Source organism: Lactiplantibacillus sp. C232, assembly GCF_023806725.1.
Taxonomy (GTDB): Bacteria; Bacillota; Bacilli; order Lactobacillales; family Lactobacillaceae; genus Lactiplantibacillus; species Lactiplantibacillus plantarum.
In genome coordinates this window covers 14,875-33,457 of record NZ_JAMSKZ010000006.1, presented here as the reverse complement: position 1 = coordinate 33,457, position 18,583 = coordinate 14,875, and the positions used below count along the sequence as shown (strand labels likewise).

General features: G+C 41.4%; 16 protein-coding genes and 1 pseudogene. 2 read left to right on the top strand and 15 right to left on the bottom strand.

The window, feature by feature from the left end; translation table 11 throughout:
• The first annotated feature begins 8 nt into the window (after window positions 1–8).
• A complete protein-coding gene (locus MZO41_RS07375; RefSeq protein WP_013355232.1) occupies window positions 9–986 on the top strand; it encodes a DNA/RNA non-specific endonuclease in 978 nt (325 codons plus the stop codon).
• Between the two features lie 779 nt (window positions 987–1,765).
• Here MZO41_RS07375 and MZO41_RS07370 read toward each other — a convergent pair.
• Window positions 1,766–3,244: a P-loop ATPase, Sll1717 family gene (locus tag MZO41_RS07370; protein WP_252129667.1), complete on the bottom strand. Its 1,479-nt coding sequence runs from the start codon at window positions 3,242–3,244 to the stop codon at window positions 1,766–1,768.
• A gap of 127 nt (window positions 3,245–3,371) precedes the next feature.
• Window positions 3,372–3,497, bottom strand: a pseudogene (locus MZO41_RS07365) (LysM peptidoglycan-binding domain-containing protein); the annotation flags it as partial.
• A 141-nt stretch (window positions 3,498–3,638) separates the two neighbouring features.
• Here MZO41_RS07365 and MZO41_RS07360 point away from each other — a divergent pair.
• Window positions 3,639–3,845 (top strand): hypothetical protein, encoded by a 207-nt coding sequence (locus MZO41_RS07360; RefSeq protein WP_011101134.1) that lies wholly within the window; start codon window positions 3,639–3,641, stop codon window positions 3,843–3,845.
• Between the two features lie 847 nt (window positions 3,846–4,692).
• Here the strand turns inward: MZO41_RS07360 and MZO41_RS07355 are convergent.
• From MZO41_RS07355 to MZO41_RS07295, 13 genes are read right to left on the bottom strand one after another with little or no spacing between them, the layout of a single operon-like run.
• On the bottom strand, window positions 4,693–5,052 hold the full coding sequence (locus MZO41_RS07355) for a phage holin (protein ID WP_011101133.1): 360 nt from the start codon (window positions 5,050–5,052) through the stop codon (window positions 4,693–4,695).
• The gene (locus MZO41_RS07350; RefSeq protein ID WP_011101132.1) at window positions 5,039–5,335 is read right to left on the bottom strand and encodes a hypothetical protein; all 297 of its coding nucleotides are present in this window, start codon (window positions 5,333–5,335) and stop codon (window positions 5,039–5,041) included. Before MZO41_RS07350 ends, MZO41_RS07355 begins: the two co-directional genes overlap by 14 nt.
• Entirely contained in the window at window positions 5,336–6,514 is a 1,179-nt protein-coding gene (locus MZO41_RS07345) for a GH25 family lysozyme (RefSeq protein WP_128650923.1), read from the bottom strand. It abuts the gene before it with no gap.
• A gap of 11 nt (window positions 6,515–6,525) precedes the next feature.
• Window positions 6,526–6,738: a hypothetical protein gene (locus tag MZO41_RS07340; protein ID WP_015380465.1), complete on the bottom strand. Its 213-nt coding sequence runs from the start codon at window positions 6,736–6,738 to the stop codon at window positions 6,526–6,528.
• Window positions 6,735–7,832, bottom strand: a complete 1,098-nt coding sequence (locus MZO41_RS07335) for a collagen-like triple helix repeat-containing protein (protein WP_065980414.1) — start codon at window positions 7,830–7,832, stop codon at window positions 6,735–6,737. Before MZO41_RS07335 ends, MZO41_RS07340 begins: the two co-directional genes overlap by 4 nt.
• Before the next feature lie 17 nt (window positions 7,833–7,849).
• Window positions 7,850–7,999 (bottom strand): XkdX family protein, encoded by a 150-nt coding sequence (locus MZO41_RS07330; RefSeq protein ID WP_096641375.1) that lies wholly within the window; start codon window positions 7,997–7,999, stop codon window positions 7,850–7,852.
• Window positions 7,999–8,310: a YomQ N-terminal domain-containing protein gene (locus MZO41_RS07325; RefSeq protein WP_252129666.1), complete on the bottom strand. Its 312-nt coding sequence runs from the start codon at window positions 8,308–8,310 to the stop codon at window positions 7,999–8,001. The genes MZO41_RS07330 and MZO41_RS07325 overlap by 1 nt, the downstream gene beginning before the upstream one ends.
• A gap of 11 nt (window positions 8,311–8,321) precedes the next feature.
• Window positions 8,322–10,481, bottom strand: coding sequence for a hypothetical protein (locus tag MZO41_RS07320; protein WP_252129665.1), 2,160 nt, complete (start codon window positions 10,479–10,481; stop codon window positions 8,322–8,324).
• Window positions 10,482–10,772: a hypothetical protein gene (locus MZO41_RS07315; RefSeq protein ID WP_065980412.1), complete on the bottom strand. Its 291-nt coding sequence runs from the start codon at window positions 10,770–10,772 to the stop codon at window positions 10,482–10,484. It abuts the gene before it with no gap.
• Window positions 10,769–10,990, bottom strand: coding sequence for a PepSY domain-containing protein (locus MZO41_RS07310; RefSeq protein WP_047673688.1), 222 nt, complete (start codon window positions 10,988–10,990; stop codon window positions 10,769–10,771). The genes MZO41_RS07315 and MZO41_RS07310 overlap by 4 nt, the downstream gene beginning before the upstream one ends.
• Window positions 10,983–12,110 carry a phage tail protein gene (locus MZO41_RS07305; RefSeq protein WP_252129664.1) on the bottom strand — a complete coding sequence of 376 codons (1,128 nt, stop codon included), beginning with the start codon at window positions 12,108–12,110 and terminating at the stop codon, window positions 10,983–10,985. Before MZO41_RS07305 ends, MZO41_RS07310 begins: the two co-directional genes overlap by 8 nt.
• 11 nt (window positions 12,111–12,121) lie before the next feature.
• Window positions 12,122–12,940: a phage tail domain-containing protein gene (locus MZO41_RS07300; protein WP_252129663.1), complete on the bottom strand. Its 819-nt coding sequence runs from the start codon at window positions 12,938–12,940 to the stop codon at window positions 12,122–12,124.
• Window positions 12,941–18,571 carry a phage tail tape measure protein gene (locus MZO41_RS07295; RefSeq protein WP_252129662.1) on the bottom strand — a complete coding sequence of 1,877 codons (5,631 nt, stop codon included), beginning with the start codon at window positions 18,569–18,571 and terminating at the stop codon, window positions 12,941–12,943.
• Between the last annotated feature and the right edge of the window lie 12 nt (window positions 18,572–18,583).

The following is an 18,583-nucleotide window of genomic DNA, read 5'->3' as shown; positions in this document are numbered from 1 at the left end:
ATCACTTCATGGCATTGATCGGCACCATCTTATTATTTGCAACCCTGTACTGGTTCTGGCGCTTACATCGGCGCTACCGTGGGCGTCAATGGTGGCGGCATAGTTGGCCGGCCATTATCGCATTGCTCGTCAGCTTTAGTATTCTCGGCACATCTGATGAATCCACTCAGCCAACTGTGAAGACAAAGACCGTTACTAAGACCCACTTAGTAACGGCTAATAATGACAAGCAACTGACGGCACTTCAAGCTGCCAATCGTGCTTCTGCTAGCAGCTTAAAGCAGGCTGCGAAAAAACTTTCGAGTAGTCAACAACATATTGACAAGCTCAAGGCTACGAACAAGCAAGCTGGCGCAACTTCGACAACAGCACCAACCAAGGTCAATTCTGACCATAACCCAAGTAACAATGCGTTGGCTAGTAAAACTTACAACGGTCAACAAACGATCACGATTAATCAGAATCAGCCCGCATTTACCGCTAAGGAGCTCAGTACGAGTCAGGGTGCCTGGCAACAATATGGCAATTTAGACTCACTTAACCGGGTGACGGCTGCTAATGCCCTCTTAAATCAGTCACTGATGCCCAAAGCTGAACGTGAGGCCTTGAATGTTCGACCAACGGGTTGGCATAACAAACGCATCAGTAGCGGTTGGCTTTACAACCGCAGTCATCTGATTGGCTATCAATTAACGGGGCAGAACAACAATATCAAGAACCTCATGACCGGAACCCGTTCTTTGAATGACCCTGAAATGACGACCTATGAAAACCAAGTTGCGGCCTATTTGAAAGAAAGTCCGAAAAACTACGTCCGCTACCAAGTGACCCCCATTTTCAAAGGTAACGAATTGTTAGCCCGCGGTGTTCAAATGCGTGGTCAGTCAGTTGGTAGCAATACTGTTAATTTTAATGTCTATATTTTCAATATCCAGCCCGGTATGACCTTGAACTATACTGATGGCACTAGTCAGGTCAGTCACTAACGATCATTGATCATCGTATTCAGCCTATCACGCAGCAGCCACAAAAGTGATAGTGCCCTGTCGACCAAAAGTTCAACCCAAGTGAAATTTTAAAACAAGCCCAACAGACGTACTATGCGACGTTCTGTTGGGCTTGTTTTGACTTGCTTAATCCAATACGGTTACGCCTCTAACGCCAAGTCACCGTAATCATACGGTGGTTGATATCAAATTGCACTAACACTTAGCCTAAGTATAAATTCTCAGTAATCGTTATATGCGTGGTCATGCACGTGATTCGCACCAACGCCACATCCAGAGATAAAAAAAGACCACACCCCATAGTAGGGTGTGGTCTGATGACGTTCCGTTAAGTAAATAATTACTTAAGGGTAACAGTATTATTTACTTCTATGACAGTAGTTTAACAGGGACTGTACCAGAACCGTACCAGAATACAGTTAAAATCAATTTTTATTATATTGACGATACTTCATCTTTCCAGTTTTACATCTTTTCACCTTTTTTGTAAACCTGTCAAAAATCTCCACAATAGCCAATTAAGGTTATTGTGGAGATTTTCGTTATTGAAATTGTTTATTAATTGGTAGCACATAAATCGAATAACATTATTAAAAAACAAGTAGTGCCACTCACTAAAACTACCATCACAGTTTAGAAGAAATGGTATGTAAATACCATAAACTAGGAGTAGTTCTTTCTTAAAGTGATTGAGAATCAAGATAAGAAATCCTTCGTTAATGACAATATACTGCTATAAAAAACTGGTGTCAAACATTTTACAAAGAAAGATAAATTTTCAATGCAGGATGAACTATAAAATTTTTCGAGAAATCTGGGTTATCAGTACCATCCCGATAAGAATATTCAATTATTGGCTTTTTGAGACCTTTTTTCTTTTGATGGTTTCCAATAGCTCCCAGAGTGAATAATGATTTCAAATCTTTTTTCAAGCCATCTCTATTAAGAACCTCATCTGAATTATCATCTATACTTGCGCTAAGGGTTTCATAATTAAAAGTAACCTTCCCGTTCTTCTTAATAGCATCAATTGTACTTGAAATAGACTTGTGTCTTTCCAAAATACTTATTTCATTCTGCAACTCCGAATAAAACCAGCTACAATATTCACTCTGAACTTGTTCAGCCATTCGATACGTTATAGATGTAGAGTTCGGAAATTTTTCCTTAATCGAATTCAAGTATTGAATAACATCTCGTGGTCTACCAAATCCTCTATTAACAATAAACCTAAACGGATTTGCATTAGCTTTTGTCCCTTTATGAAAAACCATATCAAATAACTCTTTATCATCAACATCATGGTAAGAATCAATTGAGACACGAATTTTATGCAACACTAGTTTACCTAGAGGCGTATTTTGGGGAGTATCTTTAATCATCGGTGAAAACCAAGTAATATTAATACCGTTATCGGTTATTACTTTGTTAATATTACTTCCATAAAATTGCATCTGATCAGCGACATCTTTTCTTAACGTTGAAATCACTCGACTTTTACTATTAATGTCTAACAGTTTAGCAAGTACCGTAACATTATTTTCCCCATCAACCTTTTGTAATGAGCTCAGCTTAATTTCGTCTAAATCATCAAAGAAAAGAAAGTACCTACTTCTCACACGTTTCATAACTTGTAATAATGTTTTCATTAATTCATCCGTCTGGCTAAAATATGAAGCAGGTACTAGCTTTGCTGTGCTTTTTTCTCCACCATCCACCCCTGCTGAAATCGAAGCACCATGCTCTGACAGTGAACCCTTCACCTGAGTATTTGCGGTGTTCTCTCGTACCATTTCCTCCAACTTATATGCCAAGTTTTTATCAAGTTCTTTTAGCTTACTAACCCATTTGCGGCTTAGTATACCTTTTTCATTTTCAACAACCATAGAAGTTAATTCGCTCAAAATCAAGTATCGCCAAAATATTTCACGTTCTTCTTCTCGGATAGAAACATAGTCAAAATTTTTTAGCTTTTCGCTTGTAAAATCTCCAGCAACAATAAATTTTGAAAAAGTATTTTTTTCCTCTTGCATTTTTTTCATAAAGTATCTTACAAGAATCGTCTTACCAGTACCTTTTCTACCAACAACTAAATATTTTAATGGATCATTACGTAATGTTCTGTAATAGCCACTTCCATCATAGAATAATGATTCAAAATTTGGCTGACGTGCTTCATTTTTTCCGTCAGAATATCCGAACGATATCCCAGAAATTGGTTTTAACTTAGTCAACATATTCATCCCGCTATTTTCTATAATTTATATTAACATTGTATCATAACTATTACTTAAACTATTCATGCTCGTTTTATTACAAAAAATCCCCTACACCAGCCAGTTAAGGTTGATGTGGGGGATTTGATTACTTGATGATTAATTTGTCACCAGGGTGGATCATCGAATAGATTGTTTTACCATTTTGAGTAGCCAACGTATATACGTTCAGGCCGTTCCGTTGAGCAATTACCCACCAACTATCGACCGAGCGTTACAGTAGATTGAGTTGCCTTTTAGTGAGATAGTTATTTTGAGAAATAATTGTCTGGCTAGGATACGATTCTGCACTCAACCACTTCGCTTCCTCGCATTACAGCAGGGTTAACCCAATAAGTCAACTAGGAGGGATAATATGAGTCAATTTAATCATTTAAATGATATACCGGATAAAATAATGAATTGTTCAAAATGTGGAAAAAAGTTTAGTATTTCTATTAGTGATGGATCAATGTGGGGAGGCCATGATTCAGAATCTATTCAATGTCCTTGGTGTGGCGCTAATAATGGTAAAGAATACGGTGGGGATATGATAATGGTTTTTACAAGTAGATTAAAATAGTTAACTTAAACCTCGTTTCAAAATTGGCGTTAAGTCTACAGACTCAGTATAGGAAATTAGCAACTACTATATTATATTTGGACCATAGAAAATAGGATTGATTTCACTAACTTTGAAAAAACAAGAAAGTTGTTAAATTAGACTTTAGCTTGTTCGTTTCGCTTATACCAATTTGAATTCACAGAATTAGGATAACGAAGCGTTGAGTTACTAGGCTACTTCGAATACGTGTGTGTTATGTAAACTAGCTTAAAATAGTGCTATAATAAAAAACGTGTTCAGGAATGAACTCATAACTTAGTTTTTCGTGTTTACAGTAAGGCCTATTCTTAATTGAATAGGCTTTTTTAAGTTACTCTAGTGGTTGCGTCTATTTTTGAGAATGATATACTGTGCTTTGTGTTACAACATGACACACTACTTTCATTTAACTGGGTGTAATTGATCTGAGTTGACGCAGGTTAGTTATCTCTAAATTAGCACAATAAAAAGGCCTGTTCTCAATTGGATAGACCTTTTTACTTTATTGATTTTAATGTTATTATAATAATGTGTGTGCCATTTATAGGGTAAACGGCTATCTTTTTTAGGGTAGTCGTTTTTTTATTGCAATTTAATGAGAATGAGCTAAAATGAAGTTGTCTTACTTATTAAGGACTCATGATGTTTCCGCTTTAAAGTAATACCTTCTTGGTGAGCACTTACCCGGGTGCCCACTTTTTTAATGGTTGCAACTAGCGTTAATAATGATATACTATGTTTGTGTTGCATGACCTTGCACACTACTTTCAGTGACAAAACCGCACAATAAAAAGGCCTACCCTCAATTGGATAGACCTTTTTTACTTTATTCTGTTTTGTCGTCTACTTTAACGTCAGCACTAATATCAGTCACATTAGAGACGGACGCACTAGTTGGCGCTTTATCAGCTTGGCTAGTTGAGTCTACCTCGTTTGTGGCTTGTTCTAAGGTGCCTGTCGCGTCCTCTGAGACGTTTACAGTCTGTACGTCTGTAATTACCCCTAGCATACCTAGGATGGTTAATACCGTGTTAACAACGGCCACAATACTAGTCCAGTCACCAGCAAATTTAATCCCAAATACAGCTAGAATTTGCTGAATTAGCACGATTAACAGTGAAATAATACCAGCTATCAGCTTACCATTAAATGAGCCGTCAGCATTCTTTAAACTAATCTTTTTCATTTCCTTTGGCTTCCTTTTCATATAGATGTTTAAATTCAATGTCATGACCATCTAACCGGCCTTCTACCTTAATGACCCGATTTTCAATCGCGTTCATTGTGTCGGCATTTTGCTGTCTCACTTTTAAACTTTCATCGGTAAAACGGCTAAGCCGCTTGCCTAAATCGTTAAGCGGGATACGGACCGTCTTATTGAGAATCCAATTAGCTAATACACAAATACTAGTGACAATGGCAACGATCGATCCCCATTCATCCCAACCTAATCCTAATAGTGTATGCAATTACCGCACCACCAATCGCTGGCCAGGATAGATAGTGGTGTAAATCGTCTTGCCGTTCTGACTAGCTAATGTAGTCATACTTAGGCCGTTGTGCTGAGCGATTGACCACCAGCTGTCGCCAGACTTGACTGTGTAATACGTATGACTAACCAGCTGACCAGTAACTCGCTTCCCGTAGGCTAGCCCGTTGGTGACACCTAGCTTGATAAAGCCATACAGGCCGTTTGAACGGGTGTAACGTGCCCATACGTAGTCGTGTTCGATAATAACCGCGTTGTAAGTTACACTCTCACCCTTGTAATAGGTAGCCACTTGACTAACTTTGTCGCTATCCGTGTATCGTACGGCCAGAGTCCGATTAGGATAGAACACCCCTCGTTGGCTGTATTTAACGACTTTAAATGGGGCCTTCTTAGCTGCCTGTTTATGAGCCTGCTTAATGTTGGCCTGTGCTTTAGCCTTGCTAGCAGTCGTGTAGCCTGATTTAGTGATCCCTGTTAAATCGACATTGCCATCTAATCCGCCTGCTTTATACATGCTAGTGAATTGGAAGATAGCCACGCCGTCCATGCTAGGGAACCAGTTGTAATCAGGGCTAGTTCTAACCAAGTAGTCTGGATACTCAGCTAACCACAGGCAATTACCATAGGCTTTAACAATGGTGCTAGTATTAACGTGGGCGTTTAAATAGGCCTTGCCGGAGTATAACACTGGAGTATAGCCGTACGCCTTAATTAACTTAAATTGAGCTTTAATGACATTAGTGTTAGCTGTCACACTATTAGAAGCACCGTCCTCATAGTCTAGTGCGACAATACTACCCTTGGGTGTCTTAACACGTGGCAAGTAATAGGCCATCATCGCCTTGGCATTGGTCATATTGCCACCAACACCGTCCCATAAATAGGTGTGCACTCGTTTACCAGCCTGTTGAGCTGATTTAACTTGGCTGTTATACGTGGTCTGAGGAATATTAGTGCCACCATAAAAGCCACCTGCCTGTGAGAGCACGAACTTATCGGTGCTATAGCCGAATATCCCACTATTGCCGTTATACTTAGACCAGTCGACCCCTTGTTCCCGGCTAGTTGAAGCCTGACTGTTTAAATTGACCATTAAAAAGGCCATAAAAATAGCCCCCACCATTAAGATGAGTGCCTTTAATTTGTGCTTATTCAATTGTCTGCCTCCTATTGTACGCTGTTATTATCTGCGGTAGCTGCTGCCTGTGCTGCTTTGTAGGCTGTAATTGCATCGGATACTTGAGTAACCTGGGCTTGGGTAATCAGTGATTTTGCTAGATAATTGCCAGCATATACAGTTGCTAAATCCGATGGAATCAGTCCATTGTTAACACTGCTAATTAATCCTTCTGTTAAAAATTCGCTTAAATCAAAACTCATGACAAAGATCCTCCTAGTGCTACAATAGCTGCTTTTATTTTTGCGTAATCTGATTGTGTCAAAACTTCTGATGGATTAGGTGACCAGTCAGTTGCTTGAAAACCTCTTTCTAATTTAGTTTCACAGTATGAAAAGCTTGAAGCTGTTGACTGTGACGCTGCAAAAACTAATGTGACATACTGAATAGTACTTCCGGCAGTAATAGTACCTGTCCAAGTGCTATAGTCAGATGTGCCAGCGGATACAGTACTACCACTAGCGCGGTACTGGACACCAGATGCGTCTTTCCATGAAATTTGAATTTTCATGTCGTATGAGGCTTGTGATATATGCGTCCTTGCTGTATAAGGTGTGTCACTATTAATCGTTGTAATATTTGCTAGATGTTGTGGTATACCAGTGTTCCAGCCTATAGCATTATTCACAGTGTTTAATGTTTTGCTAGTCCCTAGTAGTAAGTTAGTCCCGACTGCACTGTTATCAACTTGCGCTTTAAGATCAACAAAAGCTGGTGCCGCGGTCAAACTAGCATTGTCAACAATGCCCGGGTCACCCTTGTCACCTTTAATACCTTGTGGGCCTTGTAATCCTGTTGGGCCGATTGGGCCTTGTGGCCCAGTGTCACCAGTATTACCTTTATCACCCTTGTCACCCTTAGCAATTGTGCTTGCGGCTTTATTCATTGCTGCCACAAAGTCATCAAAAGCAATCGTGGTTATAGTTGACCCCCCTTCGTTCTCAATATTGTTTGTAATGGTAAAGCCAAGTGGCTGATCACTGGGATAAATACTTGTGCCCGCTTGGTCGATCACCCAAATTTCTAACTGATAACTACCAGCTGGCAAGCCTGCCATCAAAGTCGGCGTAGGCTGTAAATTAAGCCAGCCCGGTTTAAGGCCATCCAAGCTAGTAATCGTGATAGGCTGACTTCTTAAATAACCACTGGCATTGCCAATCTTGGCGATAATGTTAGTAGCTTGAGTTAAATCGACAGCCGACCCATCGTTTTTGCAAATGAATGTAAACGTCGTTTCAGTGTCGCCTTGCTTTATTTGACGAGGCGATTTAGTTGTAAACTCTAACGTTTTAGCCATCGTATAGCCTCCTTTAATCACAATGCGGGAGATGGTGCTACATAGTCCTCACCAGTAATTTCTTTGTACTGATCCGTTGTTAGGCCGACCCCCACAAATACCTTATAATAACTAGCGTCATTTTGACCCCAGGACTTAAATAATTTGCATTGTTCATAAATCGTCATTATTGTGCACTTCCTTTACTTAGAATTGCAATTTGACTAGCTTGAGCCATTACTAACTGACGTAATTGCATAATATCAGCTGCTTGCTGCATTAATGTTTGTTGTTCAGTCGTTGGCGCTGGCGCCGGTGGCTGTTCACTTTGCTTAGCATATTCATCAGCGGAGATACCAGTCCAAGCTTGCCCGTCAAAGGTTGGCTGATACAAACCATCTGGAACTGCCACGGTAGTGGCATTCTCCGGTTGTGTCATCGCTGATACCGCACCGGCAAAGATTTTCGTCTCTGGATCATATAAATAATAAGTTGTCATCGTTATTCCTCCTACCAATGAATCCAGTCAATGACTGCAGAAAATTGATCGGTCGTCTCAGTGCTAGCGGTCGTACCGGCAAAAATCACGCCACCAGCAGTCACCCACAAACTAATGTATTTGCTTGGACTACTCAGAGCACTATAGGCTGGAATGACAAAAGTCGTCGGCACCATTGGTGCCATTCCCGCCGGCACGCGGCCAATTGTGATATATTTGCTAGGCGATAAGTTAGTTAGATTGTTAATTCGTAGCTCAACATGCTTAGCGAAGTAGCCACGGGTCTCAACATAGTAAACCAAGTTATCTGCTTTGGTTCCATTTTCTGTTGGAATGGTGGTATTAGTAAACGTTGCCCCGGTAGTCACCAGCCAATCTCCACTGCCGTCTTTACCGTCAGTGTGGACGGTCTTTGTCCATTGGTTGCCACTGTAGCTCTGAACCGCGGTCAATACTTTACGCCCGGCGGTATTATTCTCAACACGAACGCGTAACAGTGAACCATCACCATCTGCTAATGGGCCATTTTTGAAATTGGCTCCCTCATATTGACCACTAGGTAAGTCTAGAATATCTTGCCCATCATCCAACAATTGACTGTCAGTTTTCTCGTTGCTCTGGGGAATATTTGTTTGAATTTTGGTGCCATCTAATCTACCGGCTGCCATCAAATAGAACTTACCATTGGCCACCACACCCAGCATCAGTGTGTGTCCTAACGTATATGCGCCTTCGGCTTCCAATAAATAGTTCTCAGTATCAGTAATTGAATTTGGATAATTCTCATTGATGAACTCTGCTAAGCCCGACTTAGAAAATTCAGCTTTAGTCACAATTTTGCCATCAATGTCGTAGGCTTGCAGCGCAATCTTCGTGCCATATGCTCCCATCGTCAAATAAACTTTACCATTTGACATTGTAATGCCTTGTGGCTTACGGTCAAGATTACCATTTGATTCTACGTAGACATCCTGCTCAAAAACTGGCTTACCAGCTTGAATTGAATCCCAGGCGTAAACCGAATATTTAGCAATTTTGCCTGGAGTTGCTTCGGTGGCAACGAAATTATTGCCCTCAACACCCCATTTGAACTTGCCATTGATTGGGATATTGTCACCAACTTTACCCGTATCGTAATTGAAAATGGCATAACCGTCGCCATTCACAACTGACACAATAAAGCATAGCTCACCATTGGCGTTGTAGAAGTATGGAATGCCTTCTGAGAATGAGTTTGCTTCATTGACAAATGACTTCATCCCTTTTAACTCGCCAGTTGTTAAATCATGAATCTCAATCCGTGTTTCGGTGCCACCAGTAATTTCGGTCGACAAGTATAATTCGTTCTTATCCTTGTTTACTGAGAATCCTTGCGGGTACCAACCAGACGTAGTTGATTCTTGCCAACTAACCTTCAGCAAAATCTTCAGATTTGTGATGTAAGCATCACTGGAATTAGTGGCCAAATTAGCAATATTGGCGGTCATACCATCCAATTTGCCCTGCACAGTCGTATTAAATTGATCACTCCACATCTTTAAATCAGCGTTAGTGACGACATTACCGTCTTTAATTTTCTGCGCCAATTCATCTAACTGCGTAGTTAGAGCAAGGACTGTAGCCTGAGTCTTCGTATAGGCCTCCGTGACGGTGCTAATTTCTTGATTTAGTTTGTCTTTGTATGCATTAATTGTAGCCTCCCCTTCATCAAGTAACTTTTGTAGCTCTGTCCGAAAGGGGGCCTTATTAACAAACATATCAGGGTTCCCGTTGTATACGTGGAACCAGACACTAAAGGTGGTAACGCGTTTGCCATCAGCATTCTGCAAGCCCAAAAAGCCGTAGAAATATCCTTCTTGTGGAAACATATTCCCAGGTAGATTCATCTTCACCCGGCCCAAGCCAACAACATCATCACTAGAGCCGACATAGCTGACCGCTTCACCGGTTTCGGCAGTCACCTGGCTATTCTCATCAAGGCTACCCACAAAGCCGGTTATAAACGGCACTAACCCATCTTGAAACTGTTGTGCTAGTCCTCGCTCTTTAAATTGAACAACCAATGGGACCTGTTCGTCGCCCACTCGGCCGTTGAAACTATCACTCAAGTCAAACGCATCACCCGAGCTGATCTGTTGTTTATACGTATCTAGCGTAATCGTACTAATCATTTACTCACCTTCCTCAGTATCTACTACTTTGCCGTTAACAATTTGGATCGGTACATCATACTTAGCCAAAATATCAACAAGTTCATGCATATTTTCATCCTGAACTCGAATTTTTGATTCAATTGTTGTTTGTGTCTCTTTAATATCACTTTGCCGGTGCTCTATCGTAGCTTGATTATCAAGTATGTCATTGAAAGTATCTTGAGTTATCACGAAGTTGGATATCAGCATTTCCCGTAGCGGAGCATCATACACAGCAGATAATTCATTAGTGAATAATTTAATGCTCATTCAACCGCCTCCTTCTTTTGCCACGTCACTTTCCCGTCATTATCAATGGCAGGTTCCCATACCGTTCCATCTGGTGACGTCAACTGCCCAATTAAACTTAGTCGTTGGTCCAAGTCATCACTAGTAACTAACTCTGGTTTATTGGCAATCTTCTCCCAGCTAATCGGAAACTGCATTGAAAGAATATTAATAGCCTGTTGCACCGTCATTTTATCCATTCGCGGCACCACCCAATGCATTAAGTCTTGCTAGTGTACTCGCATCAGTAATCAAATCATTGCCGTCTACAGCATCAAGCCCGGCCTTTAGCTGTGCGATTTGCTTACCAGAATCACTATGAGCAGTCTGCAATCCCGCGGTGATTTGTGTAAAGCTTTTGGTCATATTGCCAAATGTCACGCTAGTCGTCGCTGGATTAACCAAATCAATCACGGTTTCACTGATTCGAGTTTCAACATCCACACCATTGCGATCCCGAATATAGCCATAATTTCCAACCTCACTATTATTAATCATTCCAGATACCGAGTTAGTCTTGAAATCATTCAATGTCGCAGTTCGCTGAATCAACGGCACATCTTGTAATTTTGATTTCAAATATGCCAATAGGGAATCACTATTCGTGAACCGCTCATCAGAAATTGGCTCTGCATCAATTACACCCCACGTTGTTGCGTTAGGACTCGTGTACTCAGCAGTAGCCAATGGCTTTTCCTTGTCGTCTAACTTACCTGTACCTTTAATATGCGTAGCAATCGTCGTGTAATCACTCTCATCTGTCAACGAGCTAAGATTCAATCCATCTAACCAAACGAAAGCATCACGCTTACCGACTTGTTTATAAATATCAATGTGCTTGCCCGTACTAGTCCATTCGAAATTGAAGTCCGACATCAAAGTGTTTAAGAATAAATCAAACGCTAATCCAGTACCGAAATCTTCAGAAAAATCATAATGATTGAAATCATCATGAATCGTATACGTAAAACCAGTGCCTTCAGTAATTAGCTGCATGCAGCTATCGAGCGACTGGGCTCCCTTTATACTCTTCTCAACGTAATGGTCATTTAAATCGTGCACAGCGCCTAGAAACGTTGCTTTAACATTGCGACTACCACCGATGTTAGATCCATTCATGGTCTGAATACGATAAGCTTCGCCACTATCAGAATCCAGCAAGAGGGTGCGTGGTTGCAACATGCCCACAGCAGACGCATTCGTACCCGTGTTAATGAACGTCAATTCCAACTGAGCCACTTGATTCACGGTTTCAGTCAGTTGTGCTGAAATTGGGATAACTGGTAGTTCGTTACCTGTTACATCACGTAAATAAAACACTGTCACACCTCCTAAACGTAATAGCGTGTATCAAACTCCAAATCATAATTCGTTGCACCCGCCACCAGTAATTCATTAATCCCTTTGACGTAATCTAAATAGGCATGATTCCCCTTGCTGTAGACATTCACGCCATCCACAACTGGAACCATGCCATATAAAATTAGAGTTTGGGATTTCTTCAACGCTTGATTTAACTGAAACACTTGTCCCGTAGTTTTGTTAGTAATCGATAATTGACTAGCCACATCTCCATGGAAGGTTAATGTGGCCGTCTTGCCATCAGCCAGCAGCGGAATTGAGCCACCAACAAACACCTTGACGTCACTTTGATTGGTGAAACGATACGGCGGCAAACATGCAAACGGAATATCAAATCCTAATGGAATGTTATTCTTCATGTTAGCAGTAGTATTAATCGTCTCGCCAAATCCACCGGTAACAACTAGGTTAACTGTGATATCTTCCGTCATAATAGGTGACGCTTCATAAGGGGCTACATTAAACCCATCATCCGCATGGACTGGCCAACGAATCGATGGAATAACACTGCTAACGACATAAAAGTCCTCGTATCCACGAAACAAGTCAAACAGCTTTAACCGCATTAGTTCTTGGTCAACTGAATCAATTGTTTTGACGTCAAAAACTAGCGGGATTTTTCGTTCACTCGTGTGTGTTTCAGATGAAGTTACATTGTACTTACCAACTGGCGTATACGTTCGAATGAACGTCGGTGCAGGTGGTGAAAACTTTTCTACTTGAATACCCAAATCAGATAGCCAGTAATTACTACCATCCTGTTGAATCACTTGAATATCTAACTCCATCTATTTGCCTCCTCTCGCTCGATCAATGACAACATCTTGGCCTAGAGCCAGCTTAATTAACGGATACTGCGCATTAAAAAGGACGCCGTTATCTAGTTTGGCAGTGATGTTAACTGTCTTGCTAGTAATTGCGTCCACTAATGATTTGACCATACCTAACACCTCACCAGTTCCGTTTGCCGTGGCACCACTGACCGCGACGGGCCCACCGTGCTTAGGAGCATCTACGGGAATGGTACTCTTTAATCCAGCGGCTTGTTCCGCACTTGTAGCAACAAAAGCCTGCTGGCCAAATGACATCTTGACAGCTTGGTCCGTTAAATACTTGCTGTAATTCGATTGATCATCCGGGATATGAATTTCACGTTGGTTATGCTCAGATACCCATGCTAACTGTTTCTCATAGGACTCACCGCCCTTGTCAAAACGACGATGACCACTGGGCGCCCAGCCGCGATTCCACATCAAATCGTTGTACCAGTTTGAATCGTTAAATAACGCCAATAGTTGGTCATAACCATTAGCACGGTTTCCGTGGCCTTTAACCGCGTAATACCGGAATGTTTGTCCGATAAATTGAAGTAACCCCTGAGCAGGGTCAACACCAGTATTGACATCCACATAGCCATGTTGAAATACTGTTGGATTACCACCGGACTCGTGATTGATGGTATTAAGGATTTTCTTAACGCCATCTTCAGGCATCGATACGTGCATAGCAGCGGCGGCTCGTTTGATGTACGGAATCCACCGCGTTACGCCAGCACCACCCGGATTGCCAGCACCCTCAATGGCTAGTTTCTTTAGCCAATTGGTTTGTTTCTTTTCCCATGATTTTGTATCTGGTCCGAAATGACTTTGTGAGCCACCTGGAAACAGGTTCATCTGAAAACTTGAATCTATTAGTTTTTCCCAGTTCTTAATGGGGTGCTCCATGAACTTCATAGCATCACCAAATAGATTCTTGATCCAATCAACGATGTTGCCACCGGAACCAGTCGCAAACATTGGTAACCCCATCATTTTAAGGAATGGTGCCGCTTTTTCAGTATCCTCACCTGAAAAGACTTGAGCACCGACAGGCAAGTGGGTCACAGTTGGAACAGCCGGTGACAGTCCTAATGATCCATTACCGTAATCAATCAATTCTGGCTTATAACCATCACCGACTATTGCAGTTTCAGGACTTGTGATTTTGCCATTAGTACCGGTTTTATGTGGTATTCCTGTCGTTATGCTTAACTTGTTTTCAGTTGCTGTGTAAGAACTCTTGCCACCAACAGCTTTAGACAATGCATTAACACTAGCTCCACCTTGATCGAGGTTATGAGCCACACCTTTTCCAACTCCGCCAGCAGACTTCAGGGGGTCGGCGGCTTTCTCAACTAGGCCTTGATTGAATGATTCCATTGTATCGTTACCAGCACCAACAGCTTTTTGCCCCAAAGTCATAACATCTTTAATGGTTTGAGCAGTCCCCGTAACCGAATTAATAGGCACCTTTTTCTCACCGTTGATACCATCGTTATAACTATCCATGGTCTTACGGCCGCTTTCACCAATATCAATATTAGTCTTCCCCTTAACCATCGCTGCTAATACTTTCAAGTAGTTTTCAGTCGAAATTTTCTTATCAGCATAAGCCTTGTTAAGGGTATCCATAGTCCATGACCCTTCGCCAGTGATATTGATTTTAGCTCCACTCTTTACTGCCGACTTTAGCTTATTCAATGCAGATTTAGCACCAGGGATTCCTAAATCAATACCATTTGCTAAGGTATCAATATCTTTTTGACCAATCTTTTTCAAGTTATGATCAAAGATATTAGAAATTGCTTTACCATAACGTGTCTTTAAACCACTCTTGGTAATGATACCTAAATCCAGGCCTAATTTGAGTGTTTGAATATTGCTCTTGCCCAATTTAGATAAATCTTGCTTAAAAATAGCAGCATATTGTTTGTCATAGCGGCTTTTCAATTGAGCGTCAGTGATATCACCACTTTTGAGTCCTTCTTTTAAAGTTGCTATATCAGTTTTTCCGAGTTTTGATAGATCCTTAGGAAACAAACCGGTAATATTGTCTCCAAATTGTTGTTTCAAATCTGAAATAGTCACGGCACCATCGGTTAACCCTTGTTTCAGGGTATCTATTTCTTTTTCACTCAGTTTAGATAGGTCGTGTGGGAAAAGACCAGTAATTGTATTTCCAAAAACAGGAGCTAAATCTTTCAAAGATAAGATTCCCGTTGAAAGACCTGATCGAAGTTCTTCCTGTTCAGAATTGGTTAAATCACTGATATTCTTTTTGCCGTCATCTTTGAAGCCAGTTAGAATTGAATTGAAATACACTTGTGCTTCTTCATAACCCTGTTTGCTACCAGATTTGACATCAGTCCAAAATTGTTGTGCAGTTTTGTATCCATATTTACCAAGAGAAATGTTTGCAGCGCTATCAGAAAGGTCAAGTCCCCATTGCTTAGCAACATTGGCTGGGTTTCCCAAAGTGCCTTTATTCAAAGACTTAACATAATTATCATGCGTTTTTTCAGCACTTGCGGCCAATTTAGCACCTGCTTTTGTTGTCTCCGCCAGCATGTTATCAGCATCAACCTTTGCTTGTGCAGCTGCTGTAGAGTTGGACATTCCCATTGCTTCATAGGCTTTTTCCTGAGACTTCTGGAACTTAGCTATATTCTTTTCAATGGTCCCATGTGCGTTAACTTGATCATCAATGTACTTCTGGTTATCCTTCTTATGGTCCGCAATCCATTTGGCTGCTGATTCTTCGCTGTTACTGACATCGTCCCAATAAAGCTTTTCCTTTTTTCCATTTTCATCGGTAATCGTTTTCGTGTATTCATCATCAAGCGTTTGCTTAGTACGCAAGCTTTCACGACCATTGTTGTTATACGCATCGCCGGCCGCTTTTTCAGTTTTGATGTATTCCAGTGAGGCCTGAGTTTGTTGCTTGTTACGCTTAGCGTCTAGCATGGCAAGTGCTTGGTCGTATTGGTCCTTGCTAATTTGGTCATTTTTTCTTAGCGATTTCAGCTCAGACAGACTCTTCTTATAACTATCACTTGCCTTGCCATAAGTCTTGGAATATGCCGAATCTGCTGACTTTACGTCAGCTTTATACATTCCATCTGTAATAGTGCCATGTTGTTGAACGTAGGCTTTATATAACGCTTGCTGGTCTTTATAAGCCATACCAAACGCGGAGACTTGCGAGTCAATGTAAGCTTCAGCCTCATTTAGCTTGGCCTTTTGAGTAGCAGACAACTTAGAGAAGTCACCGTCAACTGACTTTAGAATGCTCTCCATCGTTTTTTTAGCTTTTTCGAGCTTACTAGTTTGCCCATCAGCCCGCTTATCAACGCCCTTTTCAACTTGCGTTATCCAGCTATTGCCAGCACTTCCAAAGCTTCCGGATAAGTCGGATAGTGCATCCATCCCGGCCTTTTTAGTCTTGGAAAACTGTTGTTCAACCAAATCAGCCATCTTACTGTATTTAGTAACCACATCGCTAGATAACTGTTTAGACTGCTTGCCTACCGCGGTGTCCAATAGCGCCATATCATTCTTGGCTTTTTGATGTAGTTCATTAAACGAGCCAATTGCTTTTTGCGAGTTTTTACTAATATTGGCACCATATTCGTCCATCGAAGCACGTTGGCGCTTCAACTGGTCACTATGCTCCTTGCCGGCTTTAATCGCAAAGTAAGTTGCTGTCCCCACAGCTGCTACACCTAACACGACCGGGGCGGCAGCTGCAGCCAATGCACCTAATCCGGATACTGTACCTAGTGCTGAACCACCTAATCCTAGCAAAGAAGCTGAACCTGCTTCAGCACCACCACTAATACCAGCAATGACAGTACTGGCCGCGCCGCCATCTTTAACTAAAGTGCCAAATAACGGTGATAGTTTAGCAGCACCAACCAATAGTTTCGTAGATCCACTAGTTAGTAGCCCTACACCAGAGGTCAATTTTCCAAACATGCTAATCAATGGACCACCAGCCGCAACAGCTAAGCCTGTATTAAGAATTAGCTTCTGCGTTGCCGGATCTAAGTCGCTAAAACGGTCTAGCATATTCTTTAACTCACGAATAATGGGCGTGAGGGTTGGTAGGAATTTCTGCCCAAATTCAATCTCTAAAGCGTTTAAACTAGATTTAAATTGGGCCATGGTGAACTGACTCGTGTTACGCATGGTTTTGTTGTATTTATCAACGGTTCCATTGCTGTGTTCGATCTCATTAGATAACGATTTGTACCGGTCGAGGTTAGCATCCATCAAGGTCATACCGACCTTCATGTTTTCCTGACCAACAACGTTGTACATAAATGACTGGCGCTGCTTATCATTCATTTTCTGGTAAGCACCCTGCATTTGTCCAAGAATATCAAAGACGTCTTTCATTTTGCCTTTGCTATCGAATACTTGAATATTGTATTTCTTTAAATCCTTAGCTGCTTGACCTGTCCCTGTTCCAACTCGTGTCATCAATGATGACAACCCTGTACCAACAGAGCTAGCGTCAATACCAGCAGACTTTAAGCGCCCTGCAATTGCCATAAATTCATATGTTTTAACGCCCATGGCGTGCATTGCAGCACCAGCATTACCACTAATTTCTTTCAAATCGTCTAATGACATGGCTGACTTATGGGTGGCTTCAGTCATCTGATTCATCAAGCTATTACCATTCTTTATTACAGTACTGTTTGAACCCAAGTTCTGACCAAATTGTTCAAGCATAGAAGCGGTCAGTTTAATAGACTCCCCAGACTGATCGGAATTAGCGGTCATAGTCTTTAACAACTCTGGCATCATTCCCATGGCTTGTTTGACATTGTAACCATTAGAAACCAATTCAAACATACCATCATTGATTTCTTTGGTACCAACACCAAACTCTTTGGACCATTTTAATGTGTCTGAAGATAGATTCTTCATAATTGAGCTTGTTTGGCTAGCAGAGTATCCTTGTGCAACAACTTCCTTACGGATATCAGCTAATTGATATTGATAATCGGAAGCGGCTTTAGTTGCTACACCCAGTGCTGTGACAATAGGTACCGTAAAACCAATAGTGGCCTTACTTCCAAGAGAGCTAATCTTTTCACCAGCATTTTGTATCTTAGTACCCATTATCATGGCTTTGTCAGCTGCGGCAGCCATTTCAGGTGTTAATGCACCAACACTCTTTTGCAACTTGCCTGCTGACAAAACCAGAGCTTGCTGTTCACGTTCAAGGGCAGCATATTTACTTTTAGCCGCTACTACTTGAGCAGAATTATCGCCTTCTGCTCGTGACAGACGACCAATTTCACCAGCTGTTGCTGTCATCTCTTGTCGGTTAGCTTGCAACTGCGCTTTATAAGAGTTCAACTTAGAAACTTGAGAAGACATGTGCAGCCCTGCTTGTTCTTGAGCGGCTGATAGCTTACTATAACTGGCTGCAGTTGTCTCTAACCCTTGATTCAACACTTTTAAATTGGCAGCTGCTTTCGGGCTAACATCCACGTCTTTAAATGTTCGCTTAAGAACTTCGGCTTGTGCAAGCGCCTCTTTAGCGATTAAGTCCACGTTAATCTTGACACTACCAGCAATATCAGCCATCTACACACATCC

Coding starts and splice junctions, on each gene's coding strand:
- MZO41_RS07315 (WP_065980412.1), bottom strand. CDS start 10,772: ATGAGCATTAAATTATTCACTAATGAATTATCTGCTGTGTATGATGCT.
- MZO41_RS07325 (WP_252129666.1), bottom strand. CDS start 8,310: ATGACAACTTATTATTTATATGATCCAGAGACGAAAATCTTTGCCGGT.
- MZO41_RS07355 (WP_011101133.1), bottom strand. CDS start 5,052: ATGAAAAAGATTAGTTTAAAGAATGCTGACGGCTCATTTAATGGTAAG.
- MZO41_RS07330 (WP_096641375.1), bottom strand. CDS start 7,999: ATGACGATTTATGAACAATGCAAATTATTTAAGTCCTGGGGTCAAAAT.
- MZO41_RS07300 (WP_252129663.1), bottom strand. CDS start 12,940: ATGGAGTTAGATATTCAAGTGATTCAACAGGATGGTAGTAATTACTGG.
- MZO41_RS07375 (WP_013355232.1), top strand. CDS start 9: ATGGCATTGATCGGCACCATCTTATTATTTGCAACCCTGTACTGGTTC.
- MZO41_RS07320 (WP_252129665.1), bottom strand. CDS start 10,481: ATGATTAGTACGATTACGCTAGATACGTATAAACAACAGATCAGCTCG.
- MZO41_RS07340 (WP_015380465.1), bottom strand. CDS start 6,738: ATGAGTTTTGATTTAAGCGAATTTTTAACAGAAGGATTAATTAGCAGT.
- MZO41_RS07310 (WP_047673688.1), bottom strand. CDS start 10,990: ATGGATAAAATGACGGTGCAACAGGCTATTAATATTCTTTCAATGCAG.
- MZO41_RS07360 (WP_011101134.1), top strand. CDS start 3,639: ATGAGTCAATTTAATCATTTAAATGATATACCGGATAAAATAATGAAT.
- MZO41_RS07295 (WP_252129662.1), bottom strand. CDS start 18,571: ATGGCTGATATTGCTGGTAGTGTCAAGATTAACGTGGACTTAATCGCT.
- MZO41_RS07335 (WP_065980414.1), bottom strand. CDS start 7,832: ATGGCTAAAACGTTAGAGTTTACAACTAAATCGCCTCGTCAAATAAAG.
- MZO41_RS07370 (WP_252129667.1), bottom strand. CDS start 3,244: ATGTTGACTAAGTTAAAACCAATTTCTGGGATATCGTTCGGATATTCT.